At 73.0% G+C, this 21314-nt stretch carries 21 protein-coding genes; 8 read left to right on the forward strand and 13 right to left on the reverse strand.

What is annotated here, in order from left to right; all coding sequences use genetic code 11:
* Positions 1-18 precede the first annotated feature (18 nt).
* From B0I32_RS10800 to B0I32_RS10815, 4 genes are read right to left on the reverse strand one after another with little or no spacing between them, the layout of a single operon-like run.
* Positions 19-819, reverse strand: a complete 801-nt coding sequence (locus tag B0I32_RS10800; protein ID WP_106237352.1) for a carbohydrate ABC transporter permease — start codon at positions 817-819, stop codon at positions 19-21.
* A complete protein-coding gene (locus B0I32_RS10805) occupies positions 816-1706 on the reverse strand; it encodes a carbohydrate ABC transporter permease (protein WP_219911728.1) in 891 nt (296 codons plus the stop codon). The genes B0I32_RS10800 and B0I32_RS10805 overlap by 4 nt, the downstream gene beginning before the upstream one ends.
* Before the next feature lie 2 nt (positions 1707-1708).
* The gene (locus tag B0I32_RS10810) at positions 1709-3091 is read right to left on the reverse strand and encodes an extracellular solute-binding protein (protein WP_106237354.1); all 1383 of its coding nucleotides are present in this window, start codon (positions 3089-3091) and stop codon (positions 1709-1711) included.
* Between the two features lie 3 nt (positions 3092-3094).
* Positions 3095-4309: a carbohydrate kinase family protein gene (locus B0I32_RS10815; RefSeq protein WP_106237356.1), complete on the reverse strand. Its 1215-nt coding sequence runs from the start codon at positions 4307-4309 to the stop codon at positions 3095-3097.
* A gap of 131 nt (positions 4310-4440) precedes the next feature.
* Here B0I32_RS10815 and B0I32_RS10820 point away from each other — a divergent pair, with 131 nt between their 5' ends.
* Genes B0I32_RS10820 through B0I32_RS10830 form a run of 3 tightly spaced genes read left to right on the forward strand, consistent with a single transcriptional unit; the run spans position 4441 to position 7599 of the window.
* Complete coding sequence (locus B0I32_RS10820) at positions 4441-5199, forward strand: DeoR/GlpR family DNA-binding transcription regulator (protein ID WP_106237359.1); 759 nt, start codon at positions 4441-4443, stop codon at positions 5197-5199.
* Positions 5200-5209: 10 nt separating this feature from the next.
* Complete coding sequence (locus B0I32_RS10825) at positions 5210-6547, forward strand: 6-phospho-beta-glucosidase (RefSeq protein WP_106237362.1); 1338 nt, start codon at positions 5210-5212, stop codon at positions 6545-6547.
* The gene (locus tag B0I32_RS10830; protein WP_106237364.1) at positions 6544-7599 is read left to right on the forward strand and encodes a hypothetical protein; all 1056 of its coding nucleotides are present in this window, start codon (positions 6544-6546) and stop codon (positions 7597-7599) included. The genes B0I32_RS10825 and B0I32_RS10830 overlap by 4 nt, the downstream gene beginning before the upstream one ends.
* Here the strand turns inward: B0I32_RS10830 and B0I32_RS10835 are convergent.
* A complete protein-coding gene (locus B0I32_RS10835; RefSeq protein ID WP_106237366.1) occupies positions 7596-8024 on the reverse strand; it encodes a type II toxin-antitoxin system PemK/MazF family toxin in 429 nt (142 codons plus the stop codon). The two genes, B0I32_RS10830 and B0I32_RS10835, sit on opposite strands and share 4 nt — an antisense overlap.
* Positions 8025-8033: 9 nt before the next feature.
* A complete protein-coding gene (locus B0I32_RS10840; protein WP_106237368.1) occupies positions 8034-9155 on the reverse strand; it encodes an epoxide hydrolase family protein in 1122 nt (373 codons plus the stop codon).
* A gap of 124 nt (positions 9156-9279) precedes the next feature.
* On the opposite strand from B0I32_RS10840, the gene B0I32_RS10845 reads away from it, so the two are divergent.
* The gene (locus B0I32_RS10845) at positions 9280-10224 is read left to right on the forward strand and encodes a helix-turn-helix transcriptional regulator (RefSeq protein ID WP_106238212.1); all 945 of its coding nucleotides are present in this window, start codon (positions 9280-9282) and stop codon (positions 10222-10224) included.
* Positions 10225-10228: 4 nt separating this feature from the next.
* Positions 10229-11005, forward strand: a complete 777-nt coding sequence (locus B0I32_RS10850) for an acyl-CoA thioesterase domain-containing protein (protein ID WP_106237371.1) — start codon at positions 10229-10231, stop codon at positions 11003-11005.
* Positions 11006-11073: 68 nt separating this feature from the next.
* Here the strand turns inward: B0I32_RS10850 and gndA are convergent, their stop codons facing one another.
* Together gndA and B0I32_RS10860 are read right to left on the reverse strand one after the other, a co-directional pair.
* Positions 11074-12498, reverse strand: a complete 1425-nt coding sequence (gene gndA, locus B0I32_RS10855) for an NADP-dependent phosphogluconate dehydrogenase (protein WP_106237373.1) — start codon at positions 12496-12498, stop codon at positions 11074-11076.
* A gap of 74 nt (positions 12499-12572) precedes the next feature.
* Positions 12573-13265, reverse strand: a complete 693-nt coding sequence (locus B0I32_RS10860; RefSeq protein WP_106237375.1) for an HAD family hydrolase — start codon at positions 13263-13265, stop codon at positions 12573-12575.
* A gap of 23 nt (positions 13266-13288) precedes the next feature.
* On the opposite strand from B0I32_RS10860, the gene B0I32_RS10865 reads away from it, so the two are divergent.
* The 3 genes from B0I32_RS10865 (at position 13289) to B0I32_RS10875 (ending at position 17547) form a co-directional block, all read left to right on the forward strand.
* Positions 13289-13930 (forward strand): SDR family oxidoreductase, encoded by a 642-nt coding sequence (locus tag B0I32_RS10865; RefSeq protein WP_106237378.1) that lies wholly within the window; start codon positions 13289-13291, stop codon positions 13928-13930.
* Between the two features lie 4 nt (positions 13931-13934).
* Complete coding sequence (locus B0I32_RS10870) at positions 13935-14969, forward strand: aldo/keto reductase (protein WP_106237380.1); 1035 nt, start codon at positions 13935-13937, stop codon at positions 14967-14969.
* Positions 14970-15048: 79 nt separating this feature from the next.
* Positions 15049-17547, forward strand: coding sequence for an ATP-dependent Clp protease ATP-binding subunit (locus B0I32_RS10875; RefSeq protein WP_106237382.1), 2499 nt, complete (start codon positions 15049-15051; stop codon positions 17545-17547).
* Positions 17548-17606: 59 nt separating this feature from the next.
* Here B0I32_RS10875 and ptsP read toward each other — a convergent pair whose 3' ends face one another.
* Genes ptsP through B0I32_RS59755 form a run of 5 tightly spaced genes read right to left on the reverse strand, consistent with a single transcriptional unit; the run spans position 17607 to position 21313 of the window.
* Positions 17607-19304 carry a phosphoenolpyruvate--protein phosphotransferase gene (ptsP, locus tag B0I32_RS10880; RefSeq protein ID WP_106237384.1) on the reverse strand — a complete coding sequence of 566 codons (1698 nt, stop codon included), beginning with the start codon at positions 19302-19304 and terminating at the stop codon, positions 17607-17609.
* On the reverse strand, positions 19297-19578 hold the full coding sequence (locus tag B0I32_RS10885) for an HPr family phosphocarrier protein (RefSeq protein ID WP_106237386.1): 282 nt from the start codon (positions 19576-19578) through the stop codon (positions 19297-19299). Before B0I32_RS10885 ends, ptsP begins: the two co-directional genes overlap by 8 nt.
* Before the next feature lie 10 nt (positions 19579-19588).
* Positions 19589-20593 (reverse strand): zinc-dependent dehydrogenase, encoded by a 1005-nt coding sequence (locus B0I32_RS10890; RefSeq protein WP_106237388.1) that lies wholly within the window; start codon positions 20591-20593, stop codon positions 19589-19591.
* Positions 20590-21015 carry a PTS mannitol transporter subunit IIA gene (locus tag B0I32_RS10895; protein WP_106237390.1) on the reverse strand — a complete coding sequence of 142 codons (426 nt, stop codon included), beginning with the start codon at positions 21013-21015 and terminating at the stop codon, positions 20590-20592. Before B0I32_RS10895 ends, B0I32_RS10890 begins: the two co-directional genes overlap by 4 nt.
* Complete coding sequence (locus B0I32_RS59755; RefSeq protein WP_245955748.1) at positions 21008-21313, reverse strand: PTS lactose transporter subunit IIB; 306 nt, start codon at positions 21311-21313, stop codon at positions 21008-21010. Before B0I32_RS59755 ends, B0I32_RS10895 begins: the two co-directional genes overlap by 8 nt.
* Between the last annotated feature and the right edge of the window lies 1 nt (position 21314).

Genomic DNA, 21314 nt, shown 5'->3' on the forward strand with positions numbered 1-21314 from the left:
ACATCGGACCTCCGGGAGTTAGTCGCGGACCGCCCCTTGGAGCAGCCCGCGGACGAAGTGACGCTGGAGGAAGAGGTAGAAGACGACGACGGGCAGGGCCACGATGACCGATCCGGCAGCCAGCAGCGTGAACCCGGAGGTGTACTGGCCCTGGAAGAAGGCCAGCCCCAGCGGCGCCGTACGCAACGACTCGCTGGTGACCATGATCAGCGGGATGAGGAACTCGTTCCACGTCCACATGAACACCAGCACGGTCAGCGTGACGACGGCGGGCCGGGCCGGCGGCAGCAGGACCTGCCACAGGATGCGCCAGCTCGACGCTCCGTCGATCCGGGCCGCCTCGACGATCGCCCGGTTCGAGGCCCGGAAGTAGGCCCGCATCCAGAACGTCCCGAACGCCACCGACATCGCGACCTGCGGCAGCGAGATCGACCAGAACGTGTCGATCAGCCCGAGCGAGCGCAGGTCGAAGTAGAGCGGCACCGCCACGGCCTCGCTCGGCATCATGATCCCGAGCATGAACAGGTAGAACAGCGCCGACTGGCCGCGGAAGCGCATCGTGCCGAACGCGTAGCCGCTCATGACGGACAACACCACGCTCACCACCACGGTGAACGCCGACACGGCCAGGCTGGTGCGCAGGTAGGAGCCGAACCGGCCGATCTCCCAGGCCGCCGCGAAGTTCGCCAGCCCGGCCGTGCCGCCGCTGTCGGCGGGGCCGAGCGCGGCGGCCAGGATCACCACGACGGGATAGAGCGCGAACACGGCGAACACCGACAGGATGACGTAGTTGGCCAGCCGCTCCCCGCGCGAGATCACGAGATCCTCCTGTCGGCGAAGCGGTTGATGGCGAACGAGATCACGAAGATGATCACGGTGAGGGTGACGCCGATGGCCGCCGCCGAGCCGACCTGGCCCAGGCCGAAGGCACGATGGTAGACCTCGTACGACGGCACCGAGGTGGACTCGCCGGGCCCGCCGCGGGTGGTGACGTACACCAGGTCGAAGGTGCGCAGCGCGGCGATCACCGTCAGCGTCAGCGCCACCGCGATCTCCCCGCGCACCGACGGCAGCGTGACCGCGAAGAACTCGCGCAGCGGGCCCGCGCCGTCGAGCCGCGCCGCCTCGTACAGCTCCAGGGGGATGCGGCTCATCCCGGCCAGCAGCAGCACCGTCACCAGCCCGGTCTCGAACCAGGTGCCGACCACGCCGACCGCCGGCAGCGCGAACGTGTAGTCGCCCAGCCAGCCGCGCGTCAGCGAGTCCAGCCCGAGCGCGCCGAGCAGCCCGTTGAGCGAGCCGTCCGGCGCGTACACCCGCCGCCAGGCCACCGCCACCACGACCATGGCGATCACCTGCGGCAGGAACACGACCGTGCGGAAGAAGCCCAGCCCGCGCACCTTGGCGTGGTTGAGTATCGCGGCCAGCCCCAGCCCGATGACCAGCGGCACCCCCGCGTAGAACACCATGAGCACCAGGGCGTGGACGAAGGACGCCCGCAGCCCCTCGTCCGCGACGATCGCGAGGTAGTTGTCCAGCCCGGCCCAGGTGCCGAGGGACAGGCCGTCCCAGTCGTACAGGGAGATCTGCACGGCCCGGCCGATCGGGTACAGCAGGAAGGCCGCGTAGACGACGAAGGCGGGCAGCAGGTACAGGTAGGCGACGCGGCGGGGCTCTCCTGGCGGCCCGGCCATGATCCGGGCCATGCTCAGCCGTTGCTCTCGGCGAACGTCTTGTAGTCCTTCTCCAGGGTGTCGAGGAACTCCTGCGGCTTCGCCTTCCCGGCCAGCAGGTCCTGCAGCGCCGCGCCGAGCGTGTCGGCGAATGTCGGGGTGGCGTAGTCGAGGTAGGGCACGAGCCCGTTCTTCTCGGTGGCCGTGCCGAACGCGGTGAACACGTCCTGCTGCGGCCCCTCCTTCACCGTCTGCGCGCCGGTGTCGGCGACGGGCAGGTTGCCGGTCTCGGTGAGCACCTTCATGGCGTCGGCGTTGGTGATGAAGTCGATGTACGCCGCCGCCGCGTCGGGGTGCGGGCTCTTGGCGGTGATCGCGAACGGCAGGCCCGTGCCCCCGGTCGCCACCGGCGCGGCGTCGGCCGTGGCGCCGGGCGGCAGCATGAAGCCCAGGTCGTCGCCCAGCGCCTTCTCCAGGTCGGCCAGCAGCCACGTGCCCGCGATCAGGAAGACGCCCTGCCCCTTGCCGAACGCCTGCCAGGCCGCGTCGTAACCCTGCCCGTTGAAGCCCTTGGCGAAGTAGCCGTCGTTCACCCATGTCACCAGCTGCTCGGCGGCCCTGGTGTTCTCCGGCGTGTTCCACGAGGCGCCCTTGCGGCCGAACGCGAGCGTGCCGATCTGCTCCGCCGGGACGTTGCGGCCCTGCACCGTGCCGAACACGTGCACGGCCGGCCACTTGTCCAGGTTGCCGAACTGCATCGGCACCTCGCCGCCCGCCTTCGCCTTGGCCAGCGCGGCCTCGAAGTCGGCCCACGTCTTCGGCGGCTCAAGGCCGAGCTTGGTCAGTTTGCTCTTGTTGTAGAACAGGCCGACGACCTCGCCGACCTGCGGCAGGCCGTACAGGTTGCCCTCGCCGAACAGCTTGCCGTCGGCGCTGTAGCGCGAGTAACGCAGCACCGAGTCGGGGTAGCGGCTCTTCCATCCGTACGCCTCGGCGTAGGGGTCCAGCGCGAGCAGCTGCCCGGCCTTGACGAACGCGCCCATGGACGAGCGGCCGTTGTTGGCCTCCACCACGTCGGGCGGCTCGTTGCCGCTCAGCGCCAGCCGCAGCGTGGTGTTGAGGTCGTCGAACGAGCGGGAGGTGCGCTTCAGCTTGATGTTGGGGTATTTCGCCTGGAAAGCCGTGTTGAGCTGCTCCATCTGGGCCGCCTGGCCGCCGCGCACCTCCTGGTCCCACACGTTCAGGGTGACCTCGCCGAGGGAGGCGGGATCGGTGCGCACCGCCGACGCGCTCGCCTGCGGGGTGGCGGCGGGGGGCGGCGCGGAGGAGCCGGGGGCGCAGCCGGCCAGGGCGAGCGCGCCGGCGGCCAGCAGGACGAGGGTCCTGGATCCGCGCGGCTGTCGCTTCGGGGCGATCATCAGTTACTCCTTCTGCGCAGGTACGCGAGGCGTGTCCGGGTCCTCGCCCTCGGGCGGGGAGTGCGGCTCGTCGGGCCGCTTCCCGGAAGCGGGGGATGTCATGCCCACGTCGGCGTACCGGGCGATGGTGGCGACCGCGCGGCGTACCGCTCCGACCGGGACCGTGGGCACCAGCCGGTCGAGGAAGGCGTAGCGGCGGGCCAGCGAGCTGCCGTAGGCGCCGCTGTGATCGGCCGCCGCGCGCACCTCGTGCCACCAGTCGGCGATGTCGCCCCAGCCGGGCGCGGCCAGCGAGCCGCCGAACTGCTGCACCGCGAGGGCCGCGCACACCTCCGCGAAGGCCAGCCGGTCGTCCAGCGGCCAGTGGCACAGCGTGCCGAGCACGAAGCCGGCCCCGAAGACGTCGCCCGCGCCGGTCGGGTCGAGCGCCGTCACCCGCGGCGCGGGCACGAACGCCTCCTCGCCCGTCGTCGAGTCGATCGCCATCGCGCCGTTGGCCCCGTCGGTCACCACGGCCAGCGGCACCTTGTCGGCGATGGCGTAGAGCGCGTCGCGCGGCGTCTCGGTGCCGGTGTAGGCCATCGCCTCGGTCGCGTTCGGCATGAAGGCGTGGCAGACGCCGAGCTGGTCCAGCAGCGAGCGGGGCCACGCGCCCGACGGGTCCCAGCCGACGTCGGCGAAGATGAGCGCGCCCTCGCGGTGGGCCAGCTCCGCCCAGTTGCAGGCGGCGTCCGGATCGCCCAGGGGCTCCTCGGGCGACAACGTCACGATCACGGCCCTGGACGGCGGCGGCTTGCCGATCATCTCGTTGGCTGGCATGGGGGCCGGATGGCCGTGCGTGACCATGCTGCGGTCGCGGTGCACCGCCATCGAGACCGTCACCGGCGAGTGCCAGTGCTCGAAGCGCTGCGACCGGGACAAGTCGACCGACTCCTGCTGCTCCAGCGTGCGCCAGCAGAAGTCGCCGTAGTCGTCGTCGCCGAACGCGGCCGCCAGCGACGTGCGCAGCCCCAGCCGGCTGGTCGCGATGGCCAGGTTGGCGATGCCGCCGGGGCAGGAGCCCATGCCCTCGGCCCAGATCTCCGTGCCGGCCGCGGGCATCGCGGGCAGGCCGGTGAAGATGATGTCGAGGAAGACGGTTCCGGCCAGGAAGACGTCGAACTGCGGGCCCTCCGGGGTCCGTTCGCCGGCGAGAGGGTCGTACGCCTGGACAGACACGGGATCAGGTCCTCCTCGACACGCGGGATGTGCGCAATCTTGCACGTTTGCTCGCACACTTCAAGTGTTTCGGGCGACCGATTGGCGCAAGATGCTTACTTATGCGCGAATTTGACTGATACACTCCCGGCGTGCTCCAGCGCCTCAGGCATGCCGAGATCATGCGCCGCGTCCGCAGCTCGGGCGCCTCCAGCGTGCGCGATCTCGCGAGCCAGCTCGGGGTGAGCCCGTCCACCATCCGCAGGGACCTCGAGGTGCTCGACCGCGACGGCACCCTGCGCCGAGTCCGCGGCGGCGCCCTGGCCGGCGTCGACGCCGACGCCGACCGGCCCTTCGCCGAGGTGGCGGCCACCGACGAACAGGACAAGGAGGCCGTGGCCGCCCGCGCCGCCGAACTCGTCGGCGACGGCGACGTGGTCCTGCTCGACATCGGCACCACCACCATGTGCCTGGCCCGGCGGCTGCGCGGGCGCCGCGTCACCGTGGTGACCTCCAGCCTCGCCGTCCTCGACGTGCTGCGCTCCGACCCCGAGGTCGAGCTGCTGCTGCTCGGCGGCATGATCCGGCGGCCCTACCACTCGCTGGTCGGGGTGCTGACCGAGGCCGCGCTGAGCCAGGTCGTCGCCGACCGCGTCTTCCTCGGCGCCAGCGGCGTACGCCCCGACGGGCAGCTCGTCGACACCACCTTGGCCGAGGTGCCGCTCAAACGCGCCATGATCGCCGCGGCCGGGCAGGTGGTGCTGCTCGTGGACCGCCACAAGTTCCCCGGTACCGGCGCGCTGCGCGTGTGCGGGCCCGAGGACGTGGACATGATCGTCACGAACACGGGCGCCGACGAGAGCACGCTGCGCGCCTGCGCGGCCGCCGGCGCCGAAGTGCTGCTCACATGAAGGGGTGAGGATGAGACTGGCCGTTCTCGGCGGCGGGGGCTTCAGAGTCCCGCTGGTGTACGGCGCGCTCCTGCGCGACACCGCCAAACCGCGCGTGGAGGAGGTGGTGCTCTACGACGTCTCGGAGGAGCGGCTGGCGGCCGTCTCCCACGTGCTGAGCGGCCTGGCGGCCGGACACGACGACCCGCCCCGCGTCCGCGTGACCACCGACCTCGACACCGCGCTGCGCGACGCCACGTTCGTCTTCTCCGCCATCCGGGTCGGCGGCCTGGCCGGCCGCACCGCAGACGAGCGGGTCGCCCTCGACCTCGGCCTGGTCGGCCAGGAGACCACCGGAGCGGGCGGCGTCTCCTACGGCCTGCGCACCGTGCCGGTCGCCGTGCGCGTCGCCGAACGGGTGGCCGCGCTCGCGCCCCGGGCCTGGGTGATCAACTTCACCAACCCGGCCGGCATCGTCACCGAGGCCATGCGCCGCGTGCTCGGCGACCGGGTGATCGGCATCTGCGACTCCCCGGTCGGGCTGATCCGGCGGGCCGCCGCCGCGCTCGGCCTCGACCCCGCCCGCGTGTCGCCCGACTACGTGGGGCTCAACCACCTCGGCTGGCTGCGCGGCCTGCACCACGAGGGGCGCGACGTGCTGCCCGGTCTGCTCGCCGACGACGACGCGCTGCGCCGGGTGGAGGAGGCGCGCCTGTTCGGCACCGAGTGGGTGCGGGTGCTGGCGGCGCTGCCGAACGAGTACCTGTACTACTACTACCTGACCAGGGAGGCCGTGGCCGCGAGCGCCGGGCGCACCCGGGGTGAGGAACTGCTGGGCCAGCAGGACCGCTTCTACGCCGCCGTACGCGAGCGGCCGGACGACGCGCCCGCCGCGTGGGCGCGGGCGCGCAGGGAGCGGGACGAGTCGTACATGGCCGACGCCCGCGGCGTCACCGACGCCGGGGAACGCGACGCCGCCGACCTGGAGGCGGGCGGCTACGAGGGCATCGCGCTCGCCCTCATGGCCGCCATCGCCCGCGGCGAGCCCGCCACCATGATCCTCAACGTGCGCAACGGCTCCGCCGTGCCGGGGCTGCCCGAGGACGGGGTCGTCGAGGTCCCGTGCGCGGTCGACGGCTCGGGCGTGCGCGCCCTGGCCACCCGGCCGCTGCCCGGCCGTTTCCTGGGGCTGACGCAGCAGGTCAAGGCGGTCGAGCAGACGGTCATCGAGGCCGCGCTGACCGGCTCGGCCCGGCTGGCGGCGGCGGCGTTCGCCATGCATCCGCTGGTGGACTCGACGAGCACGGCGGAGCGGCTGCTGGACGGCTACCGCGCCCGCATCCCGGAGCTGGCGGCCGTCTTCCCGTGACGACGCCGCCGGGCGCGGGCGCCGGCCGCGCGCTGATCCTCGGGGTGGCGGCGAGCGCCGGCCTGACCGCCCTCATCTGGGTGCTCGGCAGCCGGCTGCAGGGCATCGAGTTACGGCCCGACCAGGGCGCCTCCTGGTACTACTGGAAGCTGCCCGACCCCACCCTCTGGACCCGCCTGTCGGCCTGGACCGGCTACGCGGCCCACCAAGCCGCGTTCTGGTGGCTCATCTATCACGCGCAGACGCGGGTCCGCCGCTACACCGGCGGCCTGCACCGGGTCAACGTGGTGGCGCTGGCCGTCAACGCCGGTTTCGTCGCCCTGCACGTCCTGCAGACGCATCTGTTCTACGACGGTCTCGCCCAGGACGTGTCGATCTACAGCTCGCAGGGCTCGGTGGTGCTGCTGCTGGTGGTCGTGCTGCTCATGGAGAACCGGCGGCGCGGCCTCCTCCTCGGCCGGCCCGCCCCCATCGGCCGGGCCGTCGTGGACTTCGCCCGCCGCTACCACGGGTACCTGTTCAGCTGGGCGGCCGTCTACACCTTCTGGTACCACCCGGCGGAGGGCACCTCCGGCCACCTGATCGGCTTCTTCTACATGTTCCTGCTGCTGGTGCAGGGCTCGCTCTTCCTCACCAGGGCGCACACCCGCCGCTGGTGGACCTTCACCCTGGAGGGGCTGGTGGCCGTGCACGGCACGCTGGTCGCCGTCATGACCTCGGGGCCGGACGGCGCGTGGCCGATGTTCCTGTTCGGCTTCCTCGGGGTGTTCGTGCTCACCCAGATGCACGGCCTCGGCCTGCCCGTGCCCGTCCGCTGGGGCCTGGCCGCGCTGTACGCGGGGGCGGTGCTGCTCGTGTACGGGCTGCGCGGCGACCTCGGCGCGGCCGTGGCCGAGCCGGTCAGGATCCCGGCCATCGAGTACGTCCTGGTCGGTGTGCTGGCCGTGCTGATCTGGCTGGGCCTGCGCACCGCCGCCCTGATCCGCCGGCCCGCCCCGCCGTCCCCTTCCGCCCCCGGCCACACGGACGAGGGCGGTACGGCGGCCGGCTAGCGCGCGCCCCAGCCGTGGGTCTTCATGAGCCGGGCCGCCACCCTGGCGAAGCGCTCGCCGTCGAGGATCGCGCCCTCGCGCCTGATGTCGTCCTCGTCGAGCACGAAGACCCGGTCCAGCCGGACGTAGGAGATCCGGTCGTCGCGGCCCCACGCGCCCAGCTCCAGCCAGTCGTCACCGTCGTCGCCCTTGCTGGACAGCATCATGCCCAGCAGCCGCCGGCCCGTGCGGCCCACGATCAGCAGCGGCCGGTCCTTGCCTCTGGCCGGGTCCTCCTCGTACGGCACCCACGCCCAGACGATCTCCCCGGGGTCGGCCATGCCGTCGAGGTCGGGGGAGTAGGCCAGCGTCGTGGGCCCGTGCAGGGAATGGATCTCGCGTACCGCGCCCCGGGCCGGCCGGGGGTCCTCACCTAGATCACGCATTGGGGGAGCTTACGGCGCGAGCCCGGCGGAAATCCACCCGGCCCCTCGCGTCACGGCCGCAGGCCGAGGAAGAACTCCCTGACGTCCTCGACGAACAGGGGGGGCCTGGAGGGCGGCGTAGTGACCGCCGCGCGGATACTCCGACCAGCGCACCACGTGGTGCACCCGGTCGGCGTAGCGCCGCACGGTCGTGTCGCCGGGGAAGAGCGCGAAGGCGGTGGGCGTCGGGTCGGGCGCCGCCGGGGGCGCCCAGTCGGGGACGCTCTCCCGGTACAAGCGGCCGGCCGAGCCCGCCGTGCCGGTGAACCAGTAGAGCGAGATGTTCGTGAGCAGGTCGTCGGGCGTGAGCCCGCCCGCGTCCCGGCCCCAGGAGGCGAACGCGTCCAGGTTCCAGGCGAGCTGCCCGGCGGGGGAGTCGGCCAGGGCGTAGGCGAGGGTCTGCGGCCTGGTGCCCTGGATGACGGCGTACCCGTTGACCTCCTTCCACCGCTCGACGCCGGCGGCGCGCTCCCGCTCCTCCTCCGTCAGGCCCGACAGGTCGTCGTCGGGGAACGCGGTCACGGAGGCGTTCAGATGCACTCCGGCCACCCGGCCGGGGGCGGCCCTGGAGACGGCGGCCGAGATCAGCGAGCCGAAGTCGCCGCCCTGCACGCCGAAGCGGCCGTACCCGAGCCGGTCCATCAGCGTGATCCAGGCGGCGGCGATCCGCCGCACGCCCCAGCCCGGCTCGCGGGTGGGCCCTGAGCAGGTGAAGCCGGGGATGGACGGGACGATCACGTGGAAGTCGCGGGAGAGCGGCCCGGCCACGCGGGAGAAGTCGGCGAACGAGCTGGGCCAGCCGTGGGTCAGCAGCAGCGGCGGCGCGTCCTCGCGGGCGGAGCGCAGGTGCGCGAAGTGCACGAGCTGCCCGTCGATCACGGTCGTGTACTGCGGCAGCTCGTTCAGCCGCGCCTCGTGCTCCCGCCAGTCGTAGCCGTCCTCCCAGTACGCGGCCAGCTCCCGCACCGCCTCCGGCGGCACCCCGTACGACCAGCCCGTCCCGTCGAGCGCGTCCGGCCGGCGCGTCCTGGCCAGCCGGTCGCGCAGATCGTCGAGGCGGTCCTGGGAGATGTCGATGACGAACGTGTCCATGCCCGGCACGTTAGGCGGCATCGCGGTCAGTTCCAGGCCGCGATGGCAGGCTCGCGACGGAAGGCGCCGTGACGGCCGGCATCGCGGTCAGTTCCTGGCCGCGATGGCGGGCACAATGGCCGGTGTGCTGGACACCTCGGCCAGGCTGCTGCGCCTGCTCTCCCTGTTGCAGACCCGGCGCGACTGGGCCGGCGCCGACCTGGCGCGGCGGCTCGGCGTCGCCCCCAGGACGCTGCGCCGCGACGTCGGACGGCTGCGCGAGCTCGGCTACCCGGTGCACTCCACGCCGGGCGCCGCCGGCGGCTACCGGCTGGGCGCGGGCGCGGAGCTGCCGCCGCTGCTGCTCGACGACGAGGAGGCCGTCGCCGTGGCGCTCGGGCTGCGTACGGCCGCGAACGGCACCGTGACCGGGATCGAGGAGACCTCGCTGCAGGCGCTGGCCAAGCTGGAGCAGGTCCTGCCCGCCCGCCTGCGCACGCGGGTCGGCACGCTGCAGGCCCACACCGTGCGGATCAACCGGGCCGGCCCCACCGTGGACGCCGACGTGCTCACCCACGTCACCGCCGCCTGCCGCGACCGCGAGCAGCTGCGCTTCGGCTACACCACCTACGACGGCGAGACGGCGCAGCGGCGGGCCGAGCCGCACAGCCTCGTCAGCGTGGGCCACCGCTGGTATCTCGTCGCCTGGGACGTCGAGCGCCGTGACTGGCGCACTTTCCGGGCCGACCGGATCCGGCTGCGCACCCCCAACGGTCCCCGCTTCGCCCCGCGCGAGCCGCCCGCGCCCGACGTCGCCGCCTGGCTGCACGACCGGCTGGCCCACGGGATGTGGCCGATCGAGGGGCGGTTCCTGCTGCACGCGCCGGCCGAGCGGATGGCCGGCCGCACCCAGGGCGTGGTGGAGCCCGCGGGCCCGGACCGCTGCGTGCTCACGCTGCGCGGCGACGACCCGCACCTGATGGCCGTCGTCGTGGCCTTCCTCGACGTCGACTTCGAGGTGATCGAGCCGGTCGAGCTGAAAGATCACCTCCAGGCGCTCGGCCGGCGGCTGCTCTCCTCTAGAATCTGATTCTGTGCCGACGTCAGCGTTCTTCACCAAGAAACGGGACGAACTCGTCCCCGCGCCGCACGCCCGCGGCCCCTGGTCCCCCGACATGCTGCACGGCCGCCTGCTCGGCGGGCTGGCGGCCCGAGCCCTGGAGGAGCGGCACGCCGGCCCCGGCCTGCACTTCGCCCGGCTGACCGTCGACCTGTTCCGCAACAGCCCGATGCTGCCCGTCACCGTCGAGACGGTCCTGGTCAGAGACGGGCGCAGGATCCGCGTGGCCGACGCCGTGATCTCCACCGACCAGGGCGTGATCGCGCAGGCCCGCGCGGTGCTGCTGCGCCGGGGCGAGCAGCCCGAGGGCGAGCGCTCGACCGTGACGCCCGCCTGGGACGAGCCGCCGCCCTCGGGGCCGCCGCCGGCCGACGGCGTGGGCTGGAAGCCGCCGTTCGACCTGTGGCGGGTGACCGAGTGGGGCGCTCCCGGGCCGGGACGGGTGTGGATGCGGGAACGGTTCCCGCTGGTGGACGACGAGCCGCTGACCCCGTTCGTCCGGGCCGCGCTGGCCGCCGACTTCGCCAGCCCGCTCAGCAACGTCCAGGCCGAGGGGCTGCGCTTCATCAACGCCGACTACACGATGACCCTGGCCAGGCTGCCCGAGGGCGAGCTCATCGGCGTGGAGAGCACGGGCCACGTGAGCGCCGGCGGTGTCGCGGCCGGTCAGGTGACCATGCACGACACCACCGGGCCGCTCGGCTTCTGCGCGGTGACCGCCGTCGCCAACGCCGTGGCGATGAACGGCTAGCCGGACGGGCACGGCAGGGCGCGGCGCGGGGCCGCGCCGGTCGCCCGCCGATCGCTCGGGTGAGAGGGCTACGCCGGCCGCTCCTGGCGGTCGCCGGACCAGTCGGTGTGGAAGGTGCCCTCCTTGTCCACCCGGTGGTAGGTGTGCGCGCCGAAGAAGTCGCGCAGTCCCTGCACCAGCGCCGCCGGAAGGCGGTCGCGGCGCAGCCCGTCGAAGTAGGCCAGGGCCGAGGAGAAGCCGGGCGTGGGCACGCCGATCTGGACCGCCGTGGTCACCACGCGCCGCCACGACTCCTGCGCGGCGTCGAGCGCGCCGGCGAACGTCGGGTCGGCCAGCAGTGTGGGCAGCTGCGGGTCGGCGTCGTACGCGGCCCTGATCCGGTCGAGGAACTTGGCCCTGATGATGCAGCCGCCCCGCCAGATCGTGGCCATCGCGCCCAGGTCGAGGTCCCAGCCGTACTCCTTCGAGGCCGCGGCCATCTGGTCGAAGCCCTGGGCGTAGGCGACGATCTTGGAGGCGTAGAGCGCCTGGCGTACGTCCTCGATCAGCTGCCGCTCGCCGACCCCGGACACGTCGGGCCCGCGCAGCGACCGGGCCGCGGCCCGCTGCTCGGGGTGGCCGGACAGCGCGCGGGCGAACGTCGCCTCCGCGATGCCCGTCACCGGCACGCCCAGGTCGAGCGCGCTCTGCACGGTCCAGCGGCCGGTGCCCTTCTGCTCGGCCTGGTCGACCACGATGTCCACGAACGGCTTGCCCGTCTCGGCGTCCACCTGGTCGAGCACCTCGGCGGTGATCTCGATCAGGTAGGAGTCGAGCTCGCCCCTGTTCCACTCCCTGAACACCTCGGCCAGCTCGGCCGGCGTGACCCTGAGCGCCTGGCGGAGCAGGTCGTAGGACTCGGCGATGAGCTGCATGTCCGAGTATTCGATGCCGTTGTGCACCATCTTCACGAAATGGCCGGCCCCGTCGGGGCCCACGTGCACACAACACGGCACGCCGTCGACCTTGGCCGAGATGTCCTGGAGGATCGGGCCGAGCGCCTCCCACGACTCCTTCGACCCGCCCGGCATGATGCTGGGGCCGTTGAGCGCGCCCTCCTCGCCGCCGGAGATGCCGGTGCCGACGAAGTGCAGGCCGCGCTCGCGCAGGGCGGCCTCGCGCCGCCGGGTGTCCTCGAAGTGCGCGTTGCCGCCGTCGACGATCATGTCGCCCGGCTCCATCAGGTCGGCGAGCTGGTCGATCACCGCGTCGGTGCCCGCCCCCGCCTTGACCATGATGATCGCCCGCCGCGGCCGCTTCAGCGAGGCCACGAAGGCGGCGAGCTCTTCGGACGGCACGAACGCGCCCTCCTCGCCGAACTCCTTCACCAGCTGCTGCGTCCGGCTGTGCGAGCGGTTGTGCACGGCCACGGTGTAACCGTGCCTGGCCAGGTTGCGGGCCAGATTGCGCCCCATGGTCGCCAGGCCGGTGACGCCGATGTCTGCCAAGTCCATCTCAGCTCCTCTGTGGGGAATACGCATGATCCAGCTCGGTGGTTCGGAGGGATATTCCCACCCCGTCGCCACCGTCAGTCACTCTGTCGCACGCCGAGTTCGTCGAGGCGGTCCAGCATCTCGGCCGGATCGGCGTACACCAGGAACGCCCCCGCGCGCTCCAGTTCGTCCCTGCCATACCCGCCCGACAGCAGCCCGATGCCGAGCGCGCCGGCCCGGCGGGCGGCGAGCAGGTCCCAGACGCTGTCGCCGACCACCATGGCGTGCGCGGGATCGACCTGCGCCAGCGCCGCCCCGGCCAGGAACAGGTCGGGGTCGGGCTTGGCGCGGCGCACCATGTCGCGGGTGACCATGGGCGTGTCGTCCGGCAGCCCCAGCATGCCCAGGGCCAGCCGGGCCGTGCGGGCGTAGCCGCTGGTCGCGATGGCCCAGGGCACGCCGCGCGAGGTCAGCTCGGCCAGCAGCTCCGGCGCGCCGGGCAGCGGCCGGACCGAGGCGGCCTGCTGCTCGTACGCCTCGGCGTGGGTGGTCTGCAGCTCCTCGATCTGCTCCCGCGTCAGCTTCAGCCCGGTCTCGCGCAGCAGCGCGCTGACGAACAGCCCGCCGCTCATGCCGATGCGCCGATGGATCCGCCACACCGACAGGTCGATGCCCATCCCCGACAGCGCCTGCCGCCAGGCCACCACGTGCTGGTAGACGCTGTCGATCAGGGTGCCGTCCAGGTCGAACAGGAACGCCGGCGTGGGCGCCTGCGGGAAGTCGCGCATGGGTCCATGACACCATGACGATTATGGGGATCATCATCGCGGGTGGCCACGGGCAGATCGGACTGCGGCTGGCCGCCCTGCTCGGACCGGGCGCCACCGGGCTCGTCCGCAACCCGGCGCACCTCGCCGACGTCGAGGCCACCGGGGCGCGGGCCGTGCTGTGCGACCTGGAGCGGGCCGGCATCGACGAGGTCGCCCGCGTCGTCGAGGGCGCCTCGGCCGTGGTGTTCGCGGCCGGCGCCGGGCCGGGCAGCGGCACGGCGCGCAAGGACACCGTCGACAAGGGCGCCTCCGTGCTGCTGGCCGACGCGGCCGGGCGGGCGGGCGTGCGGCGCTTCGTGCAGATCTCGTCCATGGGGGCGGGCAAGCCGCCCGCGCCGGGCCGGGACGAGGTGTGGGCCGCCTACATCAAGGCCAAGACCGAGGCCGAGGAGGACCTGCGGGCCCGCGACCTCGACTGGACGATCCTGCGCCCCGGCCGCCTGACGAACGATCCGGGCACCGGCCGGGTGCTGCTGGCCCCGGAGGTGCCGCCGGGCGCGGTGCCGCGCGACGACGTGGCCGCCGTCGTCGTGGCGCTGCTGGACGATCAGGGGAGCGTGCGGCGGACGCTGGAACTGGTGTCCGGTGACACGCCCATCTCCGACCTCGCCGGGAGAGAGTAAGACTGTGACGGAATATCGCGTACTCGGACGTACAGGTCTCAAAGTCAGCCCGCTCTGCCTCGGCGCGATGATGTTCGGCTGGTGGGGCGAGTCCGACCCCGGGGAGTCCGCCCGGATCATCGGCAGGGCGCTCGACGCGGGCGTCAACTTCATCGACACCGCCGACGTCTACTCCCAGGGCCAGTCGGAGGAGTTCGTCGGCCAGGCGCTGGCCAAGTCCGGCAAGCGTGACCAGGTGGTGCTGGCCACCAAGTGCCACGGCGTCATGGGCGAGGGCCCCAACGAGCGGGGCAACTCCCGCCGCTGGATCTTCCAGGCCGTCGAGAACAGCCTGCGCCGCCTCGGCACCGACTGGATCGACCTCTACCAGATCCACCGCTTCGACCCCGAGACCGACGTCGAGGAGACGCTCGGCGCGCTCACCGACCTCGTCCGGCAGGGCAAGGTCCGCTACATCGGCAGCTCCACCTTCCCCGCCCACCGCATGGTCGAGGCGCAGTGGGCCGCCGAGCGGCGCTCGCTGGAGCGGTTCGTGTGCGAGCAGCCGCCGTACTCGGCGCTCGTCCGCGGCATCGAGGCCGACGTGCTGCCCGTGGCGGAGGCGTACGGCATGGGCGTCATCGTGTGGAGCCCGCTGGCCGGCGGCTGGCTCAGCGGACGCTACCGCAAGAGCGGCGAGCTGCCCGAGACGCGCCGCTCGGACCGGCTGCCGCAGCGCTACGACATGACGATCGAGGGCAACCAGCGCAAGCTGGAGGCGGCCGAGCAACTGGCCGTGCTGGCCGAGGAGGCCGGCCTCACGCTGATCGAGCTGGCGCTGGCGTTCGCGATCAGGCACCGGGCGGTGACCTCGGCCATTATCGGGCCGCGCACGATGCAGCACCTGGAGAGCCAGCTCACCGCCGCCGACGTGCGGCTGAGCGACGACGTGCTCGACCGGATCGACGAGATCGTCCCGCCCGGCGTCACGCTCAACCCGGCCGACGCCGGCTGGCAGCCGCCCGAGCTGAGCGACGCGGGGCTGCGCCGCCGCCCGTGACCCGGATGCTTTGCCGACTCCTGACTATGAAGGGCGGCATGTGCGGCTAGATGTCCTCTGAGCGCGAAGGGGATATGCGATGTCGGATATGCCGTACAGGTCGTTCTTCGGTGGGGACCCGTTCCGAGGCTTCGAGGAGCTGACGGGCCGGGTCTTCGGCGGCATGGAGGGCTGGCCGCCTTCGCGGCCGGGCGTGCAGCGCGTGGACGTGGGCAAACTCCTCAGCGCCTCGGCCAGGGAGGTGCTGAGCCGGGCCGTCGAGGCGGCCGGGCAGCGGGGCGCCCCCGACCTGGACGTGCTCGACCTCCTCGACGCGCTGATCGACGACGACGCGGTCAAGGTCCTGCTGCGCGCGGCCGGGGCCAACCCGGGCCGGCTGCGCGACGGGATCGACGCCGCCGCCGGGCCCGGCCAGGCGGCCGAGCCGCCGACGACGCTCTCCCCGGCGGTCAAGCGCGCCGTCCTGGACGCCCAGCGGGTCTCGCGGGCGCTGGGATCGTCGTACATCGGGCCCGAGCACCTGCTGCTCGCGCTGGCCGCCAACCCCGACTCCGCCGCCGCCCGGCTCCTGCGCGAGCAGGGGGTCTCGGCGAACGAGCTGCAGCAGGCCCTCCTGTCCGGCGCCGGCGCCGGGAGCGGCCAGCAGACCGCACAGCGGGCCACCGGCACACCTTCGCTCGACGAGTACGGCCGCGACGTCACCGAGGAGGCCCGCCAGGGCCGCATCGACCCGGTCGTCGGCCGCGAGGACGAGATCGAGCAGTGCATCGAGGTGCTCTCGCGGCGCACCAAGAACAACCCGTGCCTGATCGGCGAGCCCGGCGTCGGCAAGACCGCCATCGTGGAGGGCATCGCCCAGCGCATCGTCAACGGCGCCGTCCCCGACCTGCTGAAGGACCGCCGCGTCGTCGCCCTCGATCTGACCGGGATGGTGGCCGGGACCAAGTACCGGGGCGAGTTCGAGGAACGCATCAAGAAGGTCATCGACGAGGTGCGCGCCCACGCCGACGAGGTCATCGTCTTCATCGACGAGGTGCACACGCTGGTCGGCGCCGGCTCCGCCGAGGGCGGCATGGACGCCGCCAACATCCTCAAACCCGCCCTGGCCCGCGGCGAGCTGCACGTCATCGCCGCCACCACCATCGACGAGTACCGCAAGAACATCGAGAAGGACGCCGCGCTCGAACGCCGCTTCCAGCCGATCCTGGTGCCCGAGCCGACCGTGGAGCAGACGGTCGAGATCCTGGCCGGGCTGCGCGACACGTACGAGGCCCACCACCAGGTCCGCATCACCGACGAGGCCCTCGACGCCGCGGCCGGCCTCTCGGCCCGCTACATCTCCGACCGGTTCCTGCCCGACAAGGCCATCGACCTCATCGACCAGGCCTCGGCCCGGGTCCGGCTGCGCTCACGCACGCCCGGCGTCGACGTACGCGAGCTGGAGGAGCGCCTCGACGCGCTGCGCCGCGACAAGGACCAGGCCGTCTCCGCCGAGGACTACGACCGCGCCAAGGAGCTGAGCGCGGAGATCGGCAAGGTGCGGCCGGAGCTGGAGCGGGCCAGGCACGGCGCGGACACCGTCCCGCAGGTCATGGTGGAGGACATCGCCGAGGTGGTCTCCCGCCGCACCGGCATCCCGGTCACCCAGCTCACCGAGCAGGAGCGCGAACGCCTGATGCGCCTGGAGGAGCACCTGCACCGGCGCGTCATCGGCCAGGACGAGGCCGTCACCGCCGTCGCCGAGGCCGTGCGCAGGGCCAGGGCGGGCCTGTCCGACCCGAACCGCCCGATCGGCAGCTTCCTGTTCCTCGGCCCGACGGGGGTCGGCAAGACGGAGCTGGCCAGGGCGCTGGCCGCCGCCCTGTTCGGGGGCGAGGACCACATGGTGCGGATCGACATGAGCGAGTTCCAGGAGCGGCACACGGTCTCGCGCCTCATCGGCGCGCCGCCCGGATACGTCGGGTACGAGGAGGCCGGTCAGCTCACCGAGGCCGTCCGCCGCCGCCCGCACGGCGTGATCCTGCTCGACGAGATCGAGAAGGCCCACCCCGACGTGATGAACATCCTGCTGCAACTGCTCGACGACGGCCGCCTCACCGACGGCCAGGGCCGCACGGTCGACTTCAGCAACGCCGTCGTCATCATGACCAGCAACCTCGGCGCGGAGCTCATCCTGGAGGCCACGGGACCGGTCGAGGACCGCCTGATGGACCTGCTGCGCCACTCCCTGCGCCCCGAACTGCTCAACCGCATCGACGAGACGATCATCTTCAAGCGGCTCGAACGGGACCAGCTCCGCCAGATCGTGGACCTGATGCTGGAACGCACCCGGCAGCGGCTGCGCGGCCAGGACGTCAGCATGGAGGTGACCGACGCGGCCAAGGACTGGCTGGCCGGGCGGGGCCACCAGCCCGAGTTCGGCGCCCGGCCGCTGCGCCGCACGGTGCAGCGGGAGCTGGACAACCGGCTGTCCACCATGCTGCTGACGGGGGAGATCAGGGAGCACGGCAAGGTGACCGTGGACGTCGAGGACGACCGGCTCCGGCTCAGGGCGCACAACCCGGAACCGGCCGCCTGACGCGTCACTCCGGCGCGGGGGGCGCGCTCCGGCCGGTCACTCCAGGGCGGCCCGGCCGGTCACTCCAGGGCGGCGAGCGCGCGTTCGCGGCACTGCTCGAACGTCAGCGACGCCAGCGCCTCGCGGACGAGGGGCACGCACACGGGGGCCATGGACAGGCTGGTCACCCCCAGCCCCACCAGCAGGGGAGCGAGCAGGGGATCGCCCGCCGCCTCCCCGCACACTCCGACCGGCTTGCCCGCCTCCCGGCCCGCCCGCGCGCACATGGCGATGAGCTCCAGCAGCGCCGGCTGGCACGGGTCCAGCAGATCGGCCAGGGAGGAGTGCTGGCGGTCGGCGGCGAAGGTGTACTGGGCCAGGTCGTTGGTGCCGATGCTGAGGAAGTCCACCTCCTGCAGCAGCCGGCTAGCGCGCAGGGCCGCCGCCGGGACCTCGACCATCACGCCCACCCGGGTGATGCCCTTGGCCCTGGCCCGGCGGGCGAAGGCGCCGGCCTCGGCCACGGTGGTGACCATGGGCGCCATCACCTCCGGCCGCGTGCCGGTCTCGCGCGCCGCCGCGGCGATCGCGTCGAGCTGGGTGTCCAGCACGTCCGGCAGCAGCCGGTCCACCCGCAGGCCGCGCACGCCGAGCGCCGGGTTGTCCTCCTCGGGCAGCCCGAGGAAGGGCAGCGGCTTGTCGGTGCCGGCGTCGAGCGTGCGCACGATCACGTGCTCCACCCGGCGGAAGACCTCGGCGTAGGCGGCGACCTGCTCCTCGAACGAGGGCGCCTGCTTGCGGTCCAGGAACAGGAACTCCGTCCTGAACAGGCCCACCCCTTCGGCGCGCAGCTCCTCCGAGCGCAGGTCGGCGGCCGAGCCGATGTTGTGCAGCAGCTTGACGGGGTGGCCGTCGGAGGTCAGGCCGGGACCCTCGCTGGCCGCCAGCCTCGCCCTGCGGGCGCGGTCGGCCTCGTTGACCTCGGCCGCCTCCGGCGTGGTGAGGCCGACGGCGATCTCGCCGGTGCCGCCGTCCACACCGATCACCGTGCCCTCGCCGACCGCCATGATGCCGTCGCAGGCCACCACGGCGGGCAGGCCCCTGCCGCGGGCCAGGATCGCGGTGTGGCTGGTCGGGCCGCCGCGTTCGGTGACCAGGGCCAGCACGTCGGGGCCGAGGCCGGCGGTGTCGGCGGGGGAGAGGTCCGCGGCGGCCAGCACGTACGGGTGCCCCGGGTCGGGCAGGCCGGGCATGGGCAGGCCGAGCGCGAAGGCCACCGCCCGGTGCCGCAGGTCGTCGAGGTCGGCCGCCCGCTCGGCCAGGTAGCCGCCGAGCGCGGCCAGGGCCTCACGGTGACCGGTGAAGGCCGCGTCCAGGGCGTGGGGCGCGTCGGAACCCTCCCTGGCCAGCCGTTCCGCCTCCTCCAGCAGCATCGGATCCTCGGCGATCATGGCGAGCGCCTCCAGGATCTCCGCCGCCTCGCCGCCCGCCGCCTTGGCCCGCCGGTTGAGGTCGGCCGCCACCGACTCCAGCGCCCCTGAGACGGTGGCCGCCTCCGCGTCCGGGTCGGTGACGGCGCGGGGCGCGGGCAGCGCGGGCGGCCCGGCCATCCGCAGCACCGGCCCGGCCGCCCGCCCCTGGCTGACCCCGAGCCCGCTGAGCCGCCCGGTGGCCCCGGTCCAGGGGCCGCCTGCGGGACCGGAGCCGCCGGGCGGTGGTACCGAGTCCGCACCGGTCCCGCCGGAGCCGGCGTGGTGGGGGGTGGTGTCGTCAGCCATCGAGCGCCTCTTCCGCGTCCAGATCGCGGGACAGCAGCGCCGCCAGCGTGTCCAGAGCCTCGTCCGCGCCAGGCCCGTCGGCCTCCAGCGTCACCTCCGTGCCGTGCACGGCCCCCAGGGACAGCACGCCGAGCATGCTCTTGGCCGGTACGGACTTCTCCCCGGCCCTGATCGTCACCGGCACGCCCACTTTGACCGCCGCCTGCACGAACAGCTTGGCCGGCCGCGCGTGCAAGCCGCTGGCCGAGGCCACGACCACCGTTCGTTGTGCCATCGCCTACCTCCTAGGGTTCGATCGTGACCTTGATGGCCGTACCCCGGCTGACGAGGTCGATCCCGTCCAGCACCTGCGGCAGCGGCAGCCGGTGGGTGATCAGGTCCGACACCGGCACGGCGCCCTCGGCCACCAGTTGCAGCGCCTGCGCGTTGTGGGCGGGGCTCGATCCGTTCGCGCCGACGATGGTCAGCTCCCGGTAGTGCACCAGGTTGGAGTCCAGCGCGATGACCGGGTCGTCCTTGGGCAGCCCGCCGAAGAAGCTGATCCGGCCCTGCCTGGCCGCCATCCGCACGGCCTGCTCCTGCGCCGCGCCGGACGCCGCCGCCGTGATCACCACGTCGGCGCCCCGGCCGCCGGTCAGCTTCAGCACCTGCTCCACGGCGTCGGAGTCGATGACCGCGTCGGGGTGCACGAGCTCGGCGGCCATGGCCAGGCGGCCCGCGTTGACGTCCACCAGGAACACCCGCGCCGCGCCGCGCGCCCGCGCCAGGCGTACGTGCAGGCAGCCGATCGGGCCGGCGCCCATCACCACCACGTCGTCGCCAGGACCGACGCGCGCCAGCGACTGGCCGTTGAGCACGCAGGCCAGCGGCTCGGCCACCGACGCCTCGGCGAACCCGACGCCGTCGGGGATGGCGTTGACGCCGTCCACGGCCAGCACCTTCGCCGGGACGATCATGTACTCGGCGAAGCCGCCGTCGTAGTGGTAGCCCATCGACTCCTGGTTCGGGCAGACCGTCTGGCGGCCCCGGCGGCACTCGGCGCACGTGCCGCACGGGATCGCCGCGATCACCTGCACCCGCGCGCCGGTGCCGACGACCTCGCCGGCGATCTCGTGGCCCATGACGCGCGGCGGCACGATGTGGTGGTGGCCGAACTTGAAGATCTTGGCGTCGGTGCCGCACGTCGAGCAGTTGCGCACCCGGATCTTCAGCTCGCCGGGCCCGGCGACCGGTTCCGGCGCGTCCTCGATCCTGATGTCGCCCGGCGCGTGGAAACGCGCGACCTTCATGACAGCTCCTTGATGACTTGGGATACCTCGGTGGCCTCGCGCAGCGTCCTGGCCCGGTCGGGGTCGAGCAGGATGTCGGCCAGCGCCGCCAGCAGCGGCACGTGCCCGTCGCCCGCGGCCGCGATGCCCACGCACAGCGTGACGGGCTCGCCGTCCCAGTCGACGCCGCCGGGGAAGCGCACCACGCAGATGGCGTCGCGCTCGACGTCCTCCTTGGACGCGGCGGTCCCGTGCGGGATGGCCACGCCCTCGCCGACGTACGTGGAGATCGTCCGCTCGCGTTCGAGCATCGCCTCCACGTACGACGGCGCGACCGCCCCCACGTCGACCAGCGCCTGCCCGCACCGGCGGATGGCCGCGTCGCGGTCGGCGGCGCTCTCGTGCAGCAGCACGGCGCGGGGGTCGAGCAGGCCGTCACGCATCGACGGTGCCGCCGTTCTTGATCGTGTTCACCAGCTTGGTGACCGCCGGGTCGCCCAGGAAGATCTGGAACGACACCAGCGGCTTGCCCGGGGCTGCGGCCTTGGCGCGGGCGGCCAGGCCCGTGTGGCAGACCACCACGTCGGCGTCCTCGGGGATGGAGTTGACCGGGGTGTGCTCCACGGTCACGCCGGTCCCCTTGAGCTGCTTCTTGAGCGTGGAGGCGAGCATGACGCTGCTGCCCATGCCCGCGTCGCAGGCCACGATGATCTTGTGGATGTCCTTGCTGTCTATGGCCATG

Origin of the sequence: Nonomuraea fuscirosea, from assembly GCF_003001935.1 — a bacterium.
In the GTDB taxonomy this organism is placed as follows: domain Bacteria; phylum Actinomycetota; class Actinomycetes; order Streptosporangiales; family Streptosporangiaceae; genus Nonomuraea; species Nonomuraea fuscirosea.